The 18,670-nt window shown below is 50.6% G+C and carries 33 protein-coding genes; 1 reads left to right on the top strand and 32 read right to left on the bottom strand.

Annotated features, from left to right (window positions below; translation table 11 throughout):
* Window positions 1-18: 18 nt before the first annotated feature.
* The 22 genes from secY to rpsJ all read right to left on the bottom strand — a co-directional run bounded on the left by secY (window position 19) and on the right by rpsJ (window position 10,522).
* Window positions 19-1,350, bottom strand: coding sequence for a preprotein translocase subunit SecY (gene secY, locus BH712_RS19860; protein WP_003863305.1), 1,332 nt, complete (start codon window positions 1,348-1,350; stop codon window positions 19-21).
* A gap of 7 nt (window positions 1,351-1,357) precedes the next feature.
* Window positions 1,358-1,792 carry a 50S ribosomal protein L15 gene (rplO, locus tag BH712_RS19855; RefSeq protein WP_003863304.1) on the bottom strand — a complete coding sequence of 145 codons (435 nt, stop codon included), beginning with the start codon at window positions 1,790-1,792 and terminating at the stop codon, window positions 1,358-1,360.
* Window positions 1,793-1,795: 3 nt separating this feature from the next.
* Entirely contained in the window at window positions 1,796-1,975 is a 180-nt protein-coding gene (rpmD, locus tag BH712_RS19850; protein WP_003863301.1) for a 50S ribosomal protein L30, read from the bottom strand.
* A gap of 6 nt (window positions 1,976-1,981) precedes the next feature.
* Complete coding sequence (gene rpsE / locus BH712_RS19845) at window positions 1,982-2,482, bottom strand: 30S ribosomal protein S5 (protein WP_003863299.1); 501 nt, start codon at window positions 2,480-2,482, stop codon at window positions 1,982-1,984.
* Between the two features lie 14 nt (window positions 2,483-2,496).
* A complete protein-coding gene (rplR, locus tag BH712_RS19840) occupies window positions 2,497-2,850 on the bottom strand; it encodes a 50S ribosomal protein L18 (protein ID WP_003863297.1) in 354 nt (117 codons plus the stop codon).
* 9 nt (window positions 2,851-2,859) lie between these two features.
* Complete coding sequence (rplF, locus tag BH712_RS19835) at window positions 2,860-3,393, bottom strand: 50S ribosomal protein L6 (RefSeq protein WP_003863296.1); 534 nt, start codon at window positions 3,391-3,393, stop codon at window positions 2,860-2,862.
* A 12-nt stretch (window positions 3,394-3,405) separates the two neighbouring features.
* Complete coding sequence (gene rpsH / locus BH712_RS19830; RefSeq protein WP_006178918.1) at window positions 3,406-3,798, bottom strand: 30S ribosomal protein S8; 393 nt, start codon at window positions 3,796-3,798, stop codon at window positions 3,406-3,408.
* Between the two features lie 30 nt (window positions 3,799-3,828).
* The gene (rpsN, locus tag BH712_RS19825; protein ID WP_003863291.1) at window positions 3,829-4,134 is read right to left on the bottom strand and encodes a 30S ribosomal protein S14; all 306 of its coding nucleotides are present in this window, start codon (window positions 4,132-4,134) and stop codon (window positions 3,829-3,831) included.
* Between the two features lie 14 nt (window positions 4,135-4,148).
* Window positions 4,149-4,688 (bottom strand): 50S ribosomal protein L5, encoded by a 540-nt coding sequence (gene rplE / locus BH712_RS19820; RefSeq protein WP_003863290.1) that lies wholly within the window; start codon window positions 4,686-4,688, stop codon window positions 4,149-4,151.
* 14 nt (window positions 4,689-4,702) lie between these two features.
* On the bottom strand, window positions 4,703-5,017 hold the full coding sequence (rplX, locus tag BH712_RS19815; protein ID WP_003863287.1) for a 50S ribosomal protein L24: 315 nt from the start codon (window positions 5,015-5,017) through the stop codon (window positions 4,703-4,705).
* A 10-nt stretch (window positions 5,018-5,027) separates the two neighbouring features.
* Window positions 5,028-5,399, bottom strand: coding sequence for a 50S ribosomal protein L14 (gene rplN / locus BH712_RS19810; RefSeq protein WP_002919748.1), 372 nt, complete (start codon window positions 5,397-5,399; stop codon window positions 5,028-5,030).
* Window positions 5,400-5,565: 166 nt separating this feature from the next.
* Entirely contained in the window at window positions 5,566-5,820 is a 255-nt protein-coding gene (rpsQ, locus tag BH712_RS19805) for a 30S ribosomal protein S17 (protein WP_002438707.1), read from the bottom strand.
* Entirely contained in the window at window positions 5,820-6,011 is a 192-nt protein-coding gene (gene rpmC / locus BH712_RS19800; protein ID WP_003863282.1) for a 50S ribosomal protein L29, read from the bottom strand. Before rpmC ends, rpsQ begins: the two co-directional genes overlap by 1 nt.
* The gene (gene rplP, locus BH712_RS19795) at window positions 6,011-6,421 is read right to left on the bottom strand and encodes a 50S ribosomal protein L16 (protein WP_002919759.1); all 411 of its coding nucleotides are present in this window, start codon (window positions 6,419-6,421) and stop codon (window positions 6,011-6,013) included. Before rplP ends, rpmC begins: the two co-directional genes overlap by 1 nt.
* Before the next feature lie 12 nt (window positions 6,422-6,433).
* Window positions 6,434-7,135: a 30S ribosomal protein S3 gene (rpsC, locus tag BH712_RS19790; protein WP_000529945.1), complete on the bottom strand. Its 702-nt coding sequence runs from the start codon at window positions 7,133-7,135 to the stop codon at window positions 6,434-6,436.
* 17 nt (window positions 7,136-7,152) lie between these two features.
* Window positions 7,153-7,485 (bottom strand): 50S ribosomal protein L22, encoded by a 333-nt coding sequence (gene rplV / locus BH712_RS19785; protein WP_002919773.1) that lies wholly within the window; start codon window positions 7,483-7,485, stop codon window positions 7,153-7,155.
* A 14-nt stretch (window positions 7,486-7,499) separates the two neighbouring features.
* On the bottom strand, window positions 7,500-7,778 hold the full coding sequence (gene rpsS / locus BH712_RS19780) for a 30S ribosomal protein S19 (protein WP_001138117.1): 279 nt from the start codon (window positions 7,776-7,778) through the stop codon (window positions 7,500-7,502).
* Between the two features lie 16 nt (window positions 7,779-7,794).
* Complete coding sequence (gene rplB / locus BH712_RS19775; RefSeq protein WP_000301859.1) at window positions 7,795-8,616, bottom strand: 50S ribosomal protein L2; 822 nt, start codon at window positions 8,614-8,616, stop codon at window positions 7,795-7,797.
* A 17-nt stretch (window positions 8,617-8,633) separates the two neighbouring features.
* Window positions 8,634-8,936, bottom strand: a complete 303-nt coding sequence (gene rplW / locus BH712_RS19770) for a 50S ribosomal protein L23 (protein ID WP_000617546.1) — start codon at window positions 8,934-8,936, stop codon at window positions 8,634-8,636.
* A complete protein-coding gene (gene rplD / locus BH712_RS19765) occupies window positions 8,933-9,538 on the bottom strand; it encodes a 50S ribosomal protein L4 (RefSeq protein ID WP_000424395.1) in 606 nt (201 codons plus the stop codon). The genes rplW and rplD overlap by 4 nt, the downstream gene beginning before the upstream one ends.
* Window positions 9,539-9,548: 10 nt before the next feature.
* Complete coding sequence (gene rplC, locus BH712_RS19760; protein ID WP_003863274.1) at window positions 9,549-10,178, bottom strand: 50S ribosomal protein L3; 630 nt, start codon at window positions 10,176-10,178, stop codon at window positions 9,549-9,551.
* 32 nt (window positions 10,179-10,210) lie between these two features.
* Window positions 10,211-10,522 (bottom strand): 30S ribosomal protein S10, encoded by a 312-nt coding sequence (rpsJ, locus tag BH712_RS19755; protein WP_001181005.1) that lies wholly within the window; start codon window positions 10,520-10,522, stop codon window positions 10,211-10,213.
* A 380-nt stretch (window positions 10,523-10,902) separates the two neighbouring features.
* Here rpsJ and BH712_RS19750 point away from each other — a divergent pair, with 380 nt between their 5' ends.
* The gene (locus BH712_RS19750; RefSeq protein WP_032674080.1) at window positions 10,903-11,376 is read left to right on the top strand and encodes a prepilin peptidase; all 474 of its coding nucleotides are present in this window, start codon (window positions 10,903-10,905) and stop codon (window positions 11,374-11,376) included.
* Here the strand turns inward: BH712_RS19750 and bfr are convergent.
* From bfr to BH712_RS19700, 10 genes are all read right to left on the bottom strand, one after another.
* Window positions 11,360-11,836 (bottom strand): bacterioferritin, encoded by a 477-nt coding sequence (gene bfr / locus BH712_RS19745; protein WP_003863270.1) that lies wholly within the window; start codon window positions 11,834-11,836, stop codon window positions 11,360-11,362. The two genes, BH712_RS19750 and bfr, sit on opposite strands and share 17 nt — an antisense overlap.
* A gap of 72 nt (window positions 11,837-11,908) precedes the next feature.
* On the bottom strand, window positions 11,909-12,103 hold the full coding sequence (gene bfd, locus BH712_RS19740; protein WP_003863268.1) for a bacterioferritin-associated ferredoxin: 195 nt from the start codon (window positions 12,101-12,103) through the stop codon (window positions 11,909-11,911).
* A gap of 178 nt (window positions 12,104-12,281) precedes the next feature.
* Window positions 12,282-13,466, bottom strand: coding sequence for an elongation factor Tu (tuf, locus tag BH712_RS19735; protein WP_039274549.1), 1,185 nt, complete (start codon window positions 13,464-13,466; stop codon window positions 12,282-12,284).
* 69 nt (window positions 13,467-13,535) lie between these two features.
* Entirely contained in the window at window positions 13,536-15,650 is a 2,115-nt protein-coding gene (gene fusA / locus BH712_RS19730) for an elongation factor G (protein ID WP_006812195.1), read from the bottom strand.
* A 96-nt stretch (window positions 15,651-15,746) separates the two neighbouring features.
* Complete coding sequence (rpsG, locus tag BH712_RS19725; protein ID WP_003861706.1) at window positions 15,747-16,217, bottom strand: 30S ribosomal protein S7; 471 nt, start codon at window positions 16,215-16,217, stop codon at window positions 15,747-15,749.
* Window positions 16,218-16,313: 96 nt separating this feature from the next.
* Window positions 16,314-16,688, bottom strand: coding sequence for a 30S ribosomal protein S12 (gene rpsL, locus BH712_RS19720; protein ID WP_000246815.1), 375 nt, complete (start codon window positions 16,686-16,688; stop codon window positions 16,314-16,316).
* Between the two features lie 124 nt (window positions 16,689-16,812).
* Window positions 16,813-17,100, bottom strand: a complete 288-nt coding sequence (tusB, locus tag BH712_RS19715) for a sulfurtransferase complex subunit TusB (protein WP_006812196.1) — start codon at window positions 17,098-17,100, stop codon at window positions 16,813-16,815.
* 7 nt (window positions 17,101-17,107) lie between these two features.
* Complete coding sequence (tusC, locus tag BH712_RS19710; protein ID WP_006812197.1) at window positions 17,108-17,467, bottom strand: sulfurtransferase complex subunit TusC; 360 nt, start codon at window positions 17,465-17,467, stop codon at window positions 17,108-17,110.
* Window positions 17,467-17,853 (bottom strand): sulfurtransferase complex subunit TusD, encoded by a 387-nt coding sequence (gene tusD, locus BH712_RS19705; protein ID WP_003861699.1) that lies wholly within the window; start codon window positions 17,851-17,853, stop codon window positions 17,467-17,469. Before tusD ends, tusC begins: the two co-directional genes overlap by 1 nt.
* Window positions 17,853-18,575 (bottom strand): helix-turn-helix transcriptional regulator, encoded by a 723-nt coding sequence (locus tag BH712_RS19700; protein ID WP_003861697.1) that lies wholly within the window; start codon window positions 18,573-18,575, stop codon window positions 17,853-17,855. Before BH712_RS19700 ends, tusD begins: the two co-directional genes overlap by 1 nt.
* Window positions 18,576-18,670: the final 95 nt, after the last annotated feature.

The raw sequence follows: 18,670 nt of genomic DNA, 5'->3' as shown, positions 1-18,670 counted from the left end.
AACTTCTCAGGCGACCAGTTAGCGGCCGTAGCCTTTCAGGTTCGCCTTCTTCAATGCAGACTCATACTGACTGGACATCATCAGAGTTTGCACTTGAGCCATAAAGTCCATAATCACGACAACAACGATAAGCAGTGAGGTCCCACCGAAGTAGAACGGTACTTTCATTGCATCACGCATGAACTCCGGGATCAGGCAGATAAAAGTAATATAAAGCGCACCAACCAAAGTCAGGCGAGTCATTACTTTATCGATATACTTCGCCGTTTGCTCTCCCGGACGAATTCCTGGTACAAATGCACCGGACTTCTTCAGGTTATCTGCTGTTTCACGCGGGTTGAAGACCAACGCCGTGTAGAAGAAACAGAAGAAGATGATCGCAGACGCATAGAGTAACACATAAAGTGGTTGCCCAGGCTGCAAATACAGCGAAATTGTTGTCAGCCAGTTCCAACCAGTACCGCCCCCGAACCATGACGCGATGGTTGCCGGGAACAGAATAATACTGGAAGCGAAGATAGCCGGGATAACCCCCGCCATATTCACTTTCAGCGGTAAATGTGTGCTCTGTGCAGCATAGACACGACGACCTTGCTGACGTTTAGCGTAGTTCACCACAATGCGGCGTTGACCACGTTCAACGAAGACAACAAAGAACGTCACTGCAAATACTAATACTGCAACCAACAGCAACAGGAGGAAGTGCAGGTCGCCTTGACGCGCTTGCTCGATAGTATGGGCGATGGCCGGCGGGAGTCCCGCAACGATACCGGCGAAGATAATGATTGAGATACCGTTACCGATACCTCGTTCAGTAATCTGTTCGCCGAGCCACATCAGGAACATAGTCCCTGTGACCAGACTAACAACAGCGGTGAAATAGAATGCAAAGCCTGGGTTTAATACCAGGCCCTGCATACCAGGCATATTCGGAAGACCGGTAGCAATACCGATCGACTGGAATATTGCCAGCACCAGAGTGCCGTAACGGGTGTACTGGCTAATCTTACGACGTCCAGACTCCCCTTCTTTCTTCAACTCTGCCAGGGCCGGATGAACGACCGTCAGCAGCTGGATAATAATCGATGCCGAAATGTACGGCATAATACCCAGTGCGAAAATAGAAGCACGGCTGAGAGCACCACCAGAGAACATGTTAAACATTTCAATGATGGTGCCTCGCTGTTGCTCAAGCAGTTTGGCAAGTACAGCGGCATCAATACCAGGGATCGGAATAAAAGAGCCAATACGGAACACAATCAGCGCGCCGATTACAAACAGCAGTCTGCGTTTCAGCTCGCCAAATCCACCTTTGGCACTTTGAAAATCTAATCCCGGTTGCTTAGCCATCTGCTACTTATTCCTCAATTTTACCGCCAGCAGCTTCGATAGCAGCACGAGCACCTTTAGTAACACGCAGGCCACGAACAGTTACCGGAGTAGAAACTTCACCAGCCAGGATCACTTTCGCGAACTCGATCTGGATACCGATAATGTTAGCCGCTTTCAGCGTGTTCAGGTCTACAACGCCGCCTTCAACTTTCGCCAGGTCAGACAGACGGATTTCCGCTGTGATCGCTGCTTTGCGAGAGGTGAAGCCGAACTTCGGCAGACGACGGTACAGTGGCATCTGGCCACCCTCGAAACCGCGACGTACGCCACCGCCAGAACGAGAGTTCTGACCTTTGTGACCACGACCACCGGTTTTGCCGAGGCCAGAACCGATACCACGACCCAGGCGTTTACCCGCCTTTTTAGAGCCTTCGGCCGGAGACAGAGTATTTAAACGCATCTCTTACTCCTCAACTTTAACCATGAAGTAAACCGCGTTGACCATACCACGAACAGCAGGAGTATCCTCGCGCTCAACGGTATGACCAATACGACGCAGACCCAGGCCAAGCAGCGTTGCCTTGTGTTTCGGCAGACGACCGATTGCACTGCGGGTTTGAGTGATTTTAATAGTCTTTGCCATGGTCAATTACCCCAGAATTTCTTCAACGGATTTACCACGCTTGGCAGCGACCATTTCTGGAGAATTCATATTTTCCAGGCCATCAATAGTTGCACGAACCACGTTGATCGGGTTGGTGGAACCATATGCTTTAGCCAGAACGTTATGAACTCCAGCAACTTCCAGAACGGCGCGCATTGCACCACCGGCGATGATACCGGTACCTTCGGAAGCTGGCTGCATGAATACACGAGAACCCGTGTGAACACCTTTAACTGGGTGTTGCAGGGTACCGTTGTTCAGCGCGACGTTAATCATATTGCGACGGGCTTTTTCCATCGCTTTCTGGATCGCTGCTGGAACTTCACGCGCTTTACCGTAACCAAAACCAACGCGACCGTTACCATCACCCACTACAGTCAGAGCTGTGAAGGAGAAAATACGACCACCTTTAACGGTTTTAGATACGCGGTTTACCGCGATCAGCTTTTCCTGCAGTTCGCCAGCCTGTTTTTCGATGTGAGCCATCTTACACCTCTACCTTAGAACTGAAGGCCAGCTTCACGGGCAGCATCTGCCAGTGCCTGGACACGACCATGATATTGGAACCCGGAACGGTCAAAGGAAACATTGCTGATGCCTTTTTCCAGAGCGCGTTCTGCGACAGCTTTACCTACAGCTGCTGCGGCGTCTTTGTTACCGGTATACTTCAATTGTTCTGAGATAGCTTTTTCTACAGTAGAAGCAGCTACCAGAACTTCAGAACCGTTCGGTGCAATTACCTGTGCGTAAATATGACGCGGGGTACGATGTACCACCAGGCGAGTTGCACCCAGCTCTTTGAGCTTGCGGCGTGCGCGGGTCGCACGACGGATACGAGCAGATTTCTTATCCATAGTGTTACCTTACTTCTTCTTAGCCTCTTTGGTACGCACGACTTCGTCGGCGTAACGAACACCCTTGCCTTTATAAGGCTCAGGACGACGGTAGGCGCGCAGATCTGCTGCAACCTGACCGATCAGCTGTTTATCAGCGCCTTTCAGCACGATTTCAGTTTGAGTCGGACATTCTGCAGTGATACCGGCCGGCAGCGGATGCTCAACAGGGTGTGAGAAGCCCAGAGACAGGCCTACTGCATTCCCTTTGATAGCTGCACGATAACCTACACCAACCAGCTGAAGCTTTTTAGTGAAGCCTTCGGTAACACCAACAACCATTGAGTTCAGCAGGGCACGCGCGGTACCAGCCTGAGCCCATCCATCCACGAAACCATCACGTGGACCGAAGGTCAGAGCGTTATCTGCATGTTTAACTTCAACAGCTTTGTTGAGGGTACGAGTCAGCTCGCCGTTTTTACCTTTGATCGTAATAACCTGACCGTCGATTTTTACATCAACGCCGGCAGGAATAACGACCGGTGCTTTAGCAACACGAGACATTCTTTCCTCCGATTAGGCTACGTAGCAGATAATTTCGCCACCAAGACCAGCCTGGCGCGCTGCACGATCAGTCATAACACCTTTAGAGGTAGAAACAACTGCGATACCAAGACCAGCCATTACTTTTGGCAGCTCATCTTTTTTCTTATAGATGCGCAGACCTGGGCGGCTGACACGCTGAATGCTTTCTACAACAGCTTTACCCTGGAAATACTTGAGAGTAAGTTCCAGCTCCGGCTTGGTGTCGCCTTCAACTTTAAAATCTTCGATAAAACCTTCTTCCTTCAGCACGTTGGCAATTGCCACTTTCAGCTTGGCGGAAGGCATGGTGACCGCAACTTTGTTCGCGGCCTGACCGTTACGGATACGGGTCAGCATATCCGCGATCGGATCTTGCATGCTCATCTGTCTTTACTCCCGTGATTCAATTGGTAATTACCAGCTAGCCTTTTTCAAGCCTGGTACTTCACCGCGCATGGCGGCTTCACGCAGTTTGATACGGCTCAACCCAAACTTGCCCACATAACCATGTGGACGACCTGTTTGACGACAGCGGTTACGCTGACGAGACGGGCTGGAATCACGCGGCAGAGACTGCAGCTTGAGAACCGCATTCCAACGATCTTCGTCGGAAGCGTTCACATCAGAAATGATCGCTTTCAGTTCAGCGCGTTTAGCGAAGAATTTATCAGCTAAAGCTACGCGCTTTACTTCGCGTGCTTTCATTGATTGCTTAGCCATTCAGTAACCCTACCTTACTTGCGGAACGGGAAGTCAAAGGCAGCCAGCAGAGCACGGCCTTCTTCGTCAGATTTCGCAGTAGTGGTAATGGTAATATCCAAACCACGCACGCGGTCGACTTTATCGTAGTCGATTTCTGGGAAGATGATCTGCTCACGGACACCCATGCTGTAGTTACCACGACCGTCGAAAGACTTAGCGGACAAGCCACGGAAGTCACGGATACGTGGAACAGCAATAGTGATCAGGCGCTCAAGGAACTCCCACATGCGTTCGCCACGCAGAGTTACTTTACAGCCGATCGGATAGCCCTGACGGATTTTGAAGCCTGCAACAGATTTGCGTGCTTTGGTGATCAGCGGTTTTTGACCGGAGATTGCTGTCAGGTCAGCTGCTGCGTTATCCAGCAGTTTCTTGTCAGCGATCGCTTCACCAACACCCATGTTCAGGGTGATCTTCTCGACCCGAGGGACTTGCATGACAGAATTGTAGTTAAACTCAGTCATGAGTTTGTTAACTACTTCGTCTTTGTAGTAATCATGCAGTTTCGCCATCGTACTACTCCAAATTACTTGATAGTTTCGCTGTTAGACTTGAAGAAACGGACTTTTTTACCGTCTTCGAATCTAAAGCCTACACGGTCAGCCTTACCGGTAGCCGCATTGAAGATTGCAACGTTAGAAACCTGAATAGCAGCTTCTTTTTCAACGATGCCGCCTGGTTGGTTCAGGGCCGGAACCGGCTTCTGATGTTTCTTAACCAGGTTGATACCTTCAACGACGAGTTTGCCGGAAGACAGAACATTTTTTACTTTACCGCGTTTACCTTTATCTTTACCGGTTAACACGATAACTTCGTCATCACGACGGATTTTCGCTGCCATGATTCGCTCCTTAGAGTACTTCTGGTGCCAGAGAGATAATTTTCATGAACTTCTCAGTACGAAGTTCACGAGTTACCGGCCCAAAGATACGCGTGCCGATAGGCTGCTCGCTGTTATTGTTTAAAATAACGCATGCATTACCATCGAAGCGAATGACAGAACCGTCAGGGCGACGAACACCCTTCTTGGTGCGCACCACTACCGCCTTCAGCACATCACCTTTTTTGACCTTACCACGTGGAATTGCTTCCTTGATGGTGATCTTGATGATGTCGCCTACGCCTGCGTAGCGACGGTGCGAGCCACCCAGAACCTTGATACACATTACGCGACGTGCACCGGAGTTGTCGGCGACGTTCAGCATAGTCTGTTCTTGGATCATTTTAGTGCTCCGCTAATGTCAACTACTACCTGAGACTCTAAAATCAGAGCCGTTAAAAAGCCCCATATCGAGGGCGCGGCATTATAACACCGCTTCTGCAATATGGGTAGAAAAAATAAACGGCTCATCGCTGAGCCGTTTATTCGTATTGAGAATGCGTACTCTATTACAGAACCGCTTTCTCTACAACGCGAACCAGCGTCCAGGACTTAGTCTTGGACAGTGGACGGCATTCACGGATTTCAACCTTGTCGCCGATACCACATTCGTTGTTCTCGTCATGTACGTGCAGTTTGGTCGTACGCTTGATGAATTTACCGTAGATCGGGTGTTTCACAAAACGTTCGATAGCTACAACAATGGATTTCTCCATTTTATCGCTAACAACACGACCTTGCAGAGTACGGATTTTATCGGTCATTACGCACCCGCCTTCTGAGTCAGTAAAGTCTTAACGCGCGCAACATTGCGACGCACTTGCTTCAGCAGGTGAGTCTGTTGCAGCTGGCCACTTGCAGCCTGCATACGCAGGTTGAACTGCTCACGCAGCAGGTTCAGCAGCTCAGCGTTCAGCTCTTCAACGCTTTTTTCACGCAGCTCTTTTGCTTTCATTACATCACCGTCTTAGTTACAAAGGTGGTTTTGATAGGCAGTTTCGCTGCTGCCAGGCCGAAGGCTTCACGGGCCAGCTCTTCCGGAACACCGTCCATTTCATAAAGGACTTTGCCCGGTTGGATCAAGGCAACCCAGTACTCCACGTTACCTTTACCTTTACCCATACGAACTTCCAGTGGCTTCTCGGTGATCGGTTTGTCCGGGAATACACGGATCCAGATCTTACCTTGACGCTTAACTGCACGGGTCATTGCACGACGTGCTGCTTCGATCTGACGTGCAGTCAGACGACCACGGCCAACAGCTTTCAGACCGAAAGTGCCGAAGCTAACATCCGTACCCTGCGCCAGACCACGGTTGCGGCCTTTGTGCACTTTACGGAATTTTGTACGCTTTGGTTGTAACATCAGCGACGCTCCTTATTTACGGCCTTTACGCTGCTGCTTTTTAGGTTGAGCAGCCGGTTTTTCCGGTTGTTCAACAGCAGCCATACCACCCAGGATCTCACCTTTGAAGATCCATACCTTAACGCCGATTACACCGTAAGTGGTGTGCGCTTCAGAGGTGTTGTAGTCGATGTCAGCACGCAGAGTGTGCAGCGGTACGCGACCTTCGCGGTACCATTCGGTACGTGCGATTTCCGCGCCGCCCAGACGGCCGCTAACTTCAACTTTGATACCTTTAGCGCCCAGACGCATTGCGTTCTGTACAGCACGCTTCATAGCACGACGGAACATAACACGACGTTCCAGCTGAGAAGTGATGCTGTCAGCAACCAATTTAGCGTCCAGTTCAGGCTTACGAACTTCAGCGATATTGATCTGTGCAGGAACGCCAGCGATATCCGCTACGACCTTGCGCAGTTTTTCTACGTCTTCGCCTTTCTTACCGATAACGATGCCAGGACGAGCAGTGTGAATAGTCACACGGATGCTCTTAGCTGGACGCTCGATAACGATACGAGATACAGACGCTTTAGCCAGTTCCTTAGTCAGGTACTGACGTACTTTAAAATCGCTGTCCAGGTTGTCAGCGAATTCTTTGGTGTTCGCAAACCAGGTAGAGTTCCATGGTTTTACAATACCCAGGCGAATACCATTAGGATGTACTTTCTGACCCATTGCTAGTCTCCAGAGTCTCAGCGATCGGACACAACCACAGTAATGTGGCTGGTGCGCTTCAGGATGCGATCTGCACGACCTTTCGCACGCGGCATAATGCGCTTCATGCTTGGGCCTTCATCTACGAAAATTTTCGCGACTTTCAGATCGTCGATGTCAGCGCCATCGTTGTGTTCAGCGTTAGCAATGGCAGATTCCAGTACTTTCTTGACCAATACCGCAGCTTTCTTGTTGGTATAGGTCAGGATGTCCAGGGCCTGCGACACTTTCTTACCGCGAATCAGGTCAGCAACAAGGCGAACCTTCTGTGCAGAAGAACGAGCATGGCGATGTTGAGCTAAAGTTTCCATCTCTTCCTCCTACCTTATTTCTTCTTCGCTTTTTTATCAGCAGCGTGGCCGCGATAAGTACGAGTCGGTGCGAATTCACCCAGTTTGTGACCAACCATTTCGTCGGTAACAAAGACTGGAACGTGCTGACGACCATTATGGACAGCGATGGTCAAACCGATCATGTTAGGAAAGATCGTTGAACGACGGGACCAAGTGCGCAGGGGCTTCTTGTCTCCGCTTTCCACCGCTTTCTCTACCTTCTTCAGCAAGTGCAGGTCAATAAAAGGACCTTTCTTGAGAGAACGTGGCATGGCTTATCCTCTAAAATTATTTGCTACGGCGACGTACGATAAATTTATCAGTACGCTTGTTGCTGCGGGTCTTCTTACCTTTGGTCTGAACGCCCCACGGAGTTACCGGGTGCTTACCAAAGTTACGACCTTCACCACCACCATGTGGGTGGTCGACTGGGTTCATCGCAGTACCGCGAACGGTAGGACGAACACCACGCCAGCGTGCAGCACCAGCTTTACCCAGAACGCGCAGCATATGCTCAGCATTGCCAACTTCGCCCAGAGTAGCGCGGCAGTCTGCTTCGACTTTACGCATTTCACCAGAACGCAGACGCAGGGTGACATAAGCACCGTCACGCGCAACGATCTGAACGTAAGTACCCGCGGAACGCGCCAGCTGACCGCCTTTACCTGGTTTCATTTCTACGTTATGAACGGTAGAACCAACCGGGATATTGCGCATCGGCAGGGTGTTGCCTGCTTTGATTGCAGCATCAACGCCAGACTGAATCTGGTCGCCAGCTTTCAGGCCTTTAGGGGCCAGGATGTAACGGCGTTCGCCATCTTTGTACAGAACCAGCGCGATGTTCGCGGAACGGTTCGGATCGTACTCAAGACGCTCAACAACTGCTGGGATACCGTCTTTGTTGCGTTTGAAGTCAACAATACGATAAGCCTGCTTGTGGCCACCACCGATGTGACGAGTGGTGATACGGCCATTGTTGTTACGACCACCGGATTTGCTGTTTTTTTCCAGCAACGGAGCAAAAGGTTTGCCCTTGTGCAGCTCAGGGTTAACCACTTTAACTACGTGGCGACGACCCGGAGATGTCGGTTTACATTTAACAACTGCCATTGTATTACTCCTCCGACTTACTCAGCGCCGCCAACGAAGTCCAGGTTCTGGCCTTCTTTAAGGGTGACGTAAGCTTTTTTCCAGTCGCTACGACGACCGATACGCTGTCCGTGACGTTTAACTTTCCCTTTAACTACCAGGGTGTTAACGACTTCGACTTCGACTTCAAACAGTTTCTGCACAGCAGCTTTGATCTCTGCTTTGGTCGCGTCTTTAGCAACTTTGAGAACGATGGTGTTGGTTTTTTCCATCGCAGTAGACGCTTTTTCAGAAACGTGCGGTGCGCGCAGCACCTTCAGCAGACGTTCTTCACGAATCATGCCAGCATCTCCTCAACTTGCTTAACAGCATCAGCAGTCATTACGACTTTGTCGAAGGCGATCAGGCTAACCGGGTCGATACCAGTCGCGTCGCGTACGTCAACCTTGTGCAGGTTACGCGCGGCCAGGAACAGGTTCTCGTCCAGCTCACCGGTGATGATCAGCACATCTTCCAGAGCCATGTCTTTCAGTTTCTGTGCCAGCAGCTTAGTTTTAGGCGCTTCAACAGAGAACTTCTCGACAACGATCAGACGATCCTGACGTACCAGTTCGGACAGGATGCTTTTCAGCGCGCCGCGGTACATCTTTTTGTTAACTTTTTGACTGTGGTCCTGTGGACGCGCAGCGAAGGTCACGCCACCTGAACGCCAGATCGGGCTCTTGATAGAACCTGAACGCGCACGGCCGGTACCTTTCTGGCGCCATGGCTTTTTGCCTGAACCAGTTACTTCAGCACGAGTCTTCTGAGCACGAGTACCCTGACGAGCACCAGCTGCATAAGCAACAACAACCTGGTGAACCAGCGCTTCGTTGAAATCACGACCGAAGGTAGTTTCGGAAACAGTCAGCGCGCTCTGCGCGTCTTTCAATACTAATTCCATTGCTATCCCCTTACGCCTTCACAGCTGGTTTAACGATCAGGTCGCTACCGGTTGCACCCGGGACCGCACCTTTAACCAGCAGCAGGTTGCGCTCAGCGTCAACACGTACTACGTCCAGGCTCTGAACGGTTACACGTTCGTTGCCCAGCTGACCTGCCATTTTCTTGCCTTTGAACACTTTGCCCGGAGTCTGGTTCTGACCGATAGAACCCGGAACGCGGTGAGACAAGGAGTTACCGTGAGTAGCGTCCTGGGTACGGAAGTTCCAGCGCTTAACGGTACCAGCAAAACCTTTACCTTTAGAGGTACCGGTTACGTCAACTTTTTTAACGTCAGCAAACAGCTCAACGCTAATGTCCTGACCTACGGTGAACTCTTCGCCTTCAGCAAGACGGAATTCCCACAGACCACGGCCAGCTTCAACGCCAGCTTTAGCGAAGTGACCCGCTTCTGGTTTGGTTACACGGTTAGCTTTTTTAGCACCAGTGGTAACCTGAATAGCGCGGTAGCCATCGTTAGCCAGATCTTTAACCTGAGTAACGCGGTTTGCTTCAACTTCGATTACGGTTACTGGGATAGAAACGCCATCTTCAGTGAAGATGCGGGTCATACCCACTTTTTTACCGACTAAACCAATCATTGTTTCAACCTCTCAATCGCTCGATGACCTGATTAACCCAGGCTGATCTGCACGTCTACACCGGCAGCCAGATCCAGACGCATCAGAGCATCAACGGTTTTCTCAGTTGGCTCAACGATGTCAACCAGACGCTTGTGAGTGCGGATTTCGTACTGATCACGCGCATCTTTGTTAACGTGCGGAGAGATCAGAACGGTAAAGCGCTCTTTGCGGGTCGGCAGCGGGATCGGACCACGGACTTGCGCACCAGTGCGCTTAGCAGTCTCGACGATTTCCGCGGTTGATTGATCGATCAGACGATGATCAAACGCTTTAAGGCGGATACGGATTCTTTGGTTCTGCATGAGACCAGAGCTCCAATTATTTTATAAACGAAAATGATTACTCCTCAAACCCATTACGATTGATGGGAGAGTGTAACCGTTCTTACGTAGCTCCCCAATTGGGAGCATTGTTGAGTAACAAAGTGAGCTACTCTGGTTCAGATTGAACCCGCCGTCAATTACGACAAGCCCGCGCATTATACGTAAATCTGGGGAAGACGCAAGTGCCGTTTAGAAATTAAGCGCCAAAGACATACTCTGCGTAAGGCCTCGCAATTTTTGATGCAAAGTATCCCTTCTCAACTCTTTGTCTGAAGCCGCTACGCAATGGCTGTTTTTGCATATTGCCGGAGAGATAGATTACGATGAGTATGCGCTCAAATCCTGTTGAGGCGCTCTCTATGTTAATGTCCCTCCCCTTTCTGCTGATCTATTTTGCGTTATCAGCCTTGCTTGTCCGCACCGATATTCGCACGGGGCTTCTTCCCGATAAATTTCTTTGCCCGCTGTTATGGACGGGCCTGCTCTACCAGCTTTGCCTCCATCCTGATTTTTTGCCGAGCGCGGTAGTGGGTGCGATGGCAGGATACGCCGGATTCGCCGTTATCTATTGGGGATATCGGCTCATCTGCCGACGTGAAGGGATGGGATTTGGCGACATAAAATATCTGGCGGCGCTGGGGGCATGGCACGGCTGGTGTGTACTGCCATTACTGGCACTAGTGGCCGCGCTGATGGCTCTGCTGTATCTGACTGCTCTCTCGTTGTTCACCCCTGATAGACGGGCATTAAAAAACCCACTGCCTTTTGGGCCATTTCTGGCAGCAGCGGGTTTATGCGTTGGCTGGGAAAGCCTGATTAACTTTCCACTTTGATTTGAGACTGAAGGTAGTTCTGTAGGCCAATTTTGCTAATGAGATCCAGTTCGGTCTCAAGCCAGTCGATGTGCCCTTCTTCATCGGCCAGGATCTGGATCATCATATCGCGGCTGACGTAATCATGTACGCTGTCCGCATAGGCAATGGCTTCACGCAGGTCTTTTGCGCCCTCAAGCTCCAGTCGGAGATCAGAACGCAGCATCTCTTCGACATCTTCTCCGATGCCCAGTTTTCCAAGATCCTGTAGGTTAGGGATGCCTTCAAGGAATAAAATACGCTCAATATATTTATCGGCGTGTTTCATTTCATCAATGGACTCATGGTATTCAACATCGTTGAGGCGAGTCAGTCCCCAGTTTTTGAACATTCTTGCATGGAGAAAATACTGATTGATTGCGACAAGCTCATTTCCCAATAATTTATTGAGATAACTTATGATTTTAACATCACCTTTCATTATATAGTCCCTCCGCTTCCACTCATTGAAGCGTAGATCGGGCTACGGGGATGTCAAAAAAAAGATAGAGGCTTACGCGATCTCTTTGAATTCCGGGATCTGCATCAGTTCGTCCTGCATGATCTCACGCGCTGCACGAACGCATTTACCGCATTGATTTCCCACCGGAACAAACTTGCGAAGCTGCTGGAAAGATTGTGGCTGAAACTGGCGAACGGCCTGACGAATTTTTTTGTCGCTTACACCATTACATAAACAAACGTACATAAAGACTCCCGTTCAAAATATGCGCAAAGTGTAAGTGAGAATGGTTATGATTACAATAGCACAGCCGCTGGAATACGTGGCGGGAGAAGACAAAAAATGCGAATTTTTATGACAACGCCCCAACGGCAGAAAACAAAAAAGGACGCCGAAGCGTCCTTTTTATTTCAGGGGTAATTAATTAGCCCAGAACTTTAGCAACAACGCCCGCGCCAACGGTACGGCCGCCTTCACGGATTGCGAAACGCAGACCGTCGTCCATCGCGATTGGGTGGATCAGCGTCACAACCATCTTGATGTTGTCGCCTGGCATTACCATCTCTACGCCTTCTGGCAGTTCGATGGTACCGGTCACGTCAGTTGTACGGAAGTAGAACTGTGGACGGTAGCCTTTGAAGAACGGAGTATGACGGCCGCCTTCGTCTTTGGACAGAATATACACTTCAGATTCGAACTTGGTGTGTGGCTTGATTGAGCCTGGCTTCGCCAGAACCTGACCACGTTCGATTTCTTCACGTTTGATACCACGCAGCAGAACACCAACGTTCTCACCAGCACGGCCTTCGTCCAGCAGTTTGCGGAACATTTCAACGCCAGTACAGGTAGACTTCGCAGTCTCTTTGATACCAACGATTTCAACTTCTTCACCCACTTTGATGATACCGCGCTCTACACGACCGGTAACAACGGTACCACGACCGGAGATGGAGAATACGTCTTCGATTGGCAGCAGGAATGGCTTGTCAATCGCACGCTCTGGTTCTGGGATGTAAGAATCCAGGAAGCCAGCCAGTTCGATGATTTTCTCTTCCCACTCTGCTTCGCCTTCCAGCGCTTTCAGCGCGGAACCACGAACGATTGGGGTGTCGTCGCCTGGGAAATCGTACTGAGACAGCAGTTCACGAACTTCCATCTCTACCAGTTCCAGCAGCTCTTCGTCATCAACCATGTCGCATTTGTTCAGGAACACGATGATGAAAGGAACGCCTACCTGACGACCCAGCAGGATGTGCTCACGGGTCTGAGGCATAGGGCCGTCAGTCGCAGCAACAACCAGGATCGCGCCGTCCATCTGCGCAGCACCGGTGATCATGTTTTTAACATAGTCGGCGTGGCCTGGGCAGTCTACGTGTGCGTAGTGGCGAGTCGGGGTGTCATACTCAACGTGAGAGGTGTTGATGGTGATACCACGAGCTTTTTCTTCTGGTGCGTTATCGATCTGGTCGAAAGCACGAGCAGCACCGCCGTAGGTTTTAGCCAGTACGGTAGTGATTGCAGCAGTCAGGGTAGTTTTACCATGGTCAACGTGGCCGATAGTACCAACGTTGACGTGCGGTTTTGTACGTTCAAATTTTTCTTTAGACACGGCTATATTCCTTACTATAGTGCTCTCCCCTTCGGAGAGAGCACGGGACTTAGGTTTTAATCCTGTGGATTACTTACCACGGGCTTCGATAACGGCCTGAGCAACGTTGTTCGGCGCATCATCATACTTCAGGAATTCCATAGTGTATGATGCACGACCTTTGGTCAGAGAACGCAGCTGAGTTGCATATCCGAACATTTCAGACAGCGGAACTTCAGCGTGGATCTTAACGCCAGTTACTTCGGATTCCTGACCACGCAGCATACCGCGACGACGGCTCAAGTCACCGATAACGTCACCGGTGTTCTCTTCAGGAGTTTCTACTTCAACCTTCATGATCGGCTCAAGCAGAACTGGTTTTGCTTTCTTAAAGCCTTCTTTAAAGGCAATAGACGCAGCCAGTTTAAACGCCAGTTCAGAGGAGTCAACGTCGTGGTAAGAACCGAAGTGCAGACGAACACCCATGTCTACAACCGGGTAACCAGCCAGAGGACCAGCTTTCAGCTGCTCCTGGATGCCTTTATCAACGGCAGGGATGTATTCGCCAGGAATTACACCACCTTTGATGTCGTTGATGAACTCGTAACCTTTAGGGTTAGAGCCCGGCTCCAGTGGGTACATGTCGATCACAACGTGACCGTACTGACCGCGACCACCAGACTGCTTAGCGTGTTTACCTTCAACATCGGTAACTTTCGCGCGAATCGCTTCGCGGTAAGCAACCTGAGGTTTACCCACGTTCGCTTCAACGTTGAATTCACGCTTCATACGGTCAACGATGATGTCCAGGTGCAGTTCACCCATACCAGCGATGATGGTCTGGTTAGATTCTTCATCAGTCCATACGCGGAATGATGGGTCTTCTTTCGCCAGACGGCCCAGAGCCAGACCCATTTTTTCCTGGTCAGCTTTGGTTTTTGGTTCAACTGCGATGGAGATTACCGGCTCAGGGAATTCCATACGCTCCAGAATGATCGGGTGATCTGGGTCACACAGGGTGTCACCAGTGGTCACGTCTTTCAGACCGATAGCAGCAGCGATGTCGCCCGCACGAACTTCTTTGATCTCTTCACGTTTGTTAGCGTGCATCTGTACGATACGGCCAAAACGTTCACGCGCCGCTTTCACGGAGTTCAGGATGGTGTCACCGGAGTTAACCACACCAGAGTAAACGCGGAAGAAGGTCAGGTTACCCACGAATGGGTCGGTAGCAATTTTGAACGCCAGCGCAGAGAACGGCTCGTCATCACTTGCGTGACGCTCAGCCGGAGTATCTTTACCGTCGTCCAGGATGCCGTTGATCGCAGGAACGTCAACCGGGGATGGCAGGTAGTCAACTACCGCATCCAGCATCGCCTGAACACCTTTGTTCTTGAACGCAGAACCACAGGTTACCAGGATGATTTCGTTGTTCAGAACGCGCTGACGCAGAGCAGATTTGATCTCTTGCTCAGACAGTTCTTCACCACCCAGGTATTTCTCCATCAGCTCTTCAGAAGCTTCTGCTGCGGATTCGATCAGGTTCTGGTGCCATTCGTCAGCCAGGTCCTGCATCTCTGCCGGGATATCTTCGTATTCGAAGGTAACGCCCGCATCTGCTTCGTTCCAGTTGATGGCTTTCATTTTCACCAGGTCGATAACGCCGGTGAAGCCTTCTTCAGCACCAATTGCCAGCTGAAGCGGAACAGGGTTCGCGCCCAGACGGGTTTTGATCTGGCCAACAACTTTCAGGAAGTTAGCACCCATACGGTCCATTTTGTTAACGAACGCGATGCGTGGAACTTTATATTTGTTTGCCTGACGCCATACGGTTTCAGACTGTGGCTGAACACCACCAACTGCGCAATAAACCATTACCGCGCCGTCAAGAACACGCATGGAACGTTCTACTTCGATGGTGAAGTCAACGTGCCCTGGGGTGTCGATGATGTTTACGCGATGCGGTTCGTACTGCTTAGCCATACCTGACCAGAATGCAGTAGTCGCTGCGGAGGTGATAGTAATACCACGCTCCTGCTCCTGTTCCATCCAGTCCATGGTGGCTGCGCCGTCATGAACTTCACCGATTTTATGGTTTACACCGGTGTAGAACAGAATACGTTCGGTAGTAGTGGTTTTACCGGCGTCGATGTGCGCACTGATACCGATGTTACGGTAGCGTGCGATGGGTGTTGTACGAGCCATTTGATTCCTCGTTTATATCTTTAGGCGTTCAGTTAAGTTACCCAGAGCGGGCGGCTTCTCTGAAGCGCCCGCCTGGTGACTACGACTCCGAAGGGATTACCAACGGTAGTGTGCGAACGCCTTGTTGGCTTCTGCCATACGGTGAACGTCTTCACGTTTCTTCACTGCGGTACCTTTGTTTTCCGCAGCATCAGAAAGTTCGTTCGCCAGACGCAGAGCCATGGATTTATCACCGCGTTTACGAGCAGCTTCAACGATCCAACGCATTGCCAGAGCATTACGACGAACCGGACGAACTTCAACTGGAACCTGATAAGTAGAACCACCAACGCGGCGAGACTTAACTTCTACAGTCGGGCGCACGTTGTCGAGAGCGACTTCGAAGGCTTCCAGTTCATTTTTACCAGAACGCTGAGCCAGGGTCTCCAGCGCGCTGTATACGATTGCTTCTGCGGTAGATTTTTTACCATCTACCATCAGGATATTTACAAATTTTGCCAGCAGTTCTGATCCGAATTTCGGATCTGGAAGAATTTTACGCTGACCAATGACGCGACGACGTGGCATGGGATTACTCCGTTGTTAATTCAGGATTGTCCAAAACTCTACGAGTTTAGTTTGACATTAAGATAAATCAGTTTGGCCTTACTTAACGGAGAACCATTAAGCCTTAGGACGCTTCACGCCGTACTTGGAGCGAGCCTGCTTACGGTCTTTAACACCTGAGCAGTCCAGCGCACCACGAACGGTGTGGTAACGAACACCCGGAAGGTCTTTAACACGACCGCCACGGATCAGGATCACGGAGTGCTCCTGAAGGTTGTGACCTTCACCACCGATGTAGGAAGTCACTTCAAAACCGTTAGTCAAACGCACACGGCATACTTTACGCAGTGCGGAGTTTGGTTTTTTAGGAGTGGTGGTATATACACGAGTACATACGCCACGTTTCTGCGGGCAGGCTTCCAGCGCAGGCACGTTGCTTTTTGCAACTTTGCGTGCACGTGGTTTGCGTACCAGCTGGTTAACTGTTGCCATTAAATAGCTCCTGGTTTTAGCTTTTGCTTCGTAAACACGTAATAAAACGACCTCATACAATATGAGGACGCGAAATTTTAGGGCTACGTCGAAAAGGTGTCAAGAAATATACAGCGATCTCAAATCACCAGTTCATTTGACTGGCGTGCGTCACAGTAAGATTGACGAAATCAGTATAGCCAACCACGTCAATTTTGGCTGAAATTTGACCAGAAAGACCCCGCGCATCCAGATCCTCTTTCAGCGCAGAGACTGTTATGGGGGCATTACTGAGGATTTCAACAAAACGGCTGCCTTCAAGCGCCGCGAGTACGCCATCCTGAATCAGCAGCAGATCATCACCTTCGCGCAGCATGCTCAGTAGCGTGTCGATATCGCATTGCCACGGTGAACGGCTCAGGGTGTGGAGCATAACAGCCTCAGAAAGTCAGAACGGTATCGTAGTGAGAGAGTTGTTCGCGCAGCGCAGCAGATGTCAGGATCGTCACGTCCAGCACGAACGGTGTTTTCTCGTTTAACCCACGCGCGGCCAGCGAGTCGGCGCACACACAGAAGGTTTCAATGTCATAGAGCGGCAGAACTTTAAAGGTCGCAATGTAGTCGCGCGCAAGAATGGCCTGCGGTTGTTGGCCTGCCAGCAGCTGGAATACGCCGTCGCCTACAAAGAATACGCCGATATCGTCGGTTAAAGCCGATGTCGCGAGCAATGCATCCAGCCCTTCCCGGCCTGAAGCGCTGCCGTGCGGCGCAGAAGTAAAAACAAACGCTACGCGCTTCATCAAAATTGCACCACTCTGTCGCAGGTCAATGCCGCCTGTGCCAGGGCACCTAGTCCGCTGAGCGAAAAGCCCGGTTGCAGGTTAGCCCCCGCCAGACCGAGGCGTTCGGCTTCGGTCGCATCCGTCACGCCGCGACGCAGTGCCGCCGCAACGCAGATATGCAGGTCAACGCCCTGCGTTTCGTTTAATTTTTGCCAGGCGCGCACAAGGTCAAACTCATCGCTCGCCGGAGACGTAAACTGGTTCGCGTTATACACGCCTTCGCGATAGAAGAAGACGCTTGCCAGTTCATGACCGGCATCAAGCAGCGCATGGGCAAACTGTAGCGCGCTGCTGGCCTGCTGAGTACCGTACGCCGGGCCCGTCACCATTAACGCAAAACGCATTACTTGTCTTGTCCCAGGAAGTCGCCGCTTTTGAACTGGCGAATATAGAGGTAAACCGTGTGCTTAGAGATATTCAGGCGATCGGCCACCTGGTTGATGGCATCTTTGATATCAAAAATCCCTTTCTCATAGAGGTTCAGGACGATCTGACGATTCTTGGCGTTGTTGGATACGTTGCGATCGGCATTCACCTCTTCAATGGTGAACTCCAGCGTCTGCGTCACGAGATCCTCAACAGAAGAAGCAAAGTTCACCGATGAGCCCACGTCCGGCGTTTCTGGCGGAATGAAGGTGCTCATGATTTGCGAGAATGGCACATCAAGGTTCATGTTGATGCACAGCAAACCGATCACCCGGTGTTCGCGGTTTCGAATCGCGATCGTTTCTGATTTCATCAGTACGCCGCTTTTGGCGCGGGTGAAATAGCATTTTGAGACGCTGCTGTCCGCGCCGGTCATGTCATGCAACATACGCAATGCAAGGTCGGTGATTGGCGAACCAATTTTACGGCCAGTGTGCTCACCATTCGCAATGCGGATAGCGGAACACTTAAGATCTTGCAGGGAATGCAATACGATTTCGCAGTGGGAACCAATGAGCATCGCTAACCCGTCCACTACCGCTTCGTAGGATTTCAGAATATCGAAGTCGGTCTGGTCAAATGGACGTTGATCCAGCAAATCAAGTTCACTGGTTTCGTTGGTTAAAAGCGACCTGGACATGAAAAAAACACTCCTTTTCAGGAGCCTGTCGTTAGGTTTTCAGGGCAGGCTCATTATCTACACGGACAACTAAATTAATACAGCGTGTATAACGC

Source organism: Enterobacter hormaechei ATCC 49162 (genome assembly GCF_001875655.1).
Classification (GTDB): Bacteria; Pseudomonadota; Gammaproteobacteria; order Enterobacterales; family Enterobacteriaceae; genus Enterobacter; species Enterobacter hormaechei.
Note: the sequence above shows the minus strand (reverse complement) of the source record. Positions and strands in the feature narration are given on the sequence as shown.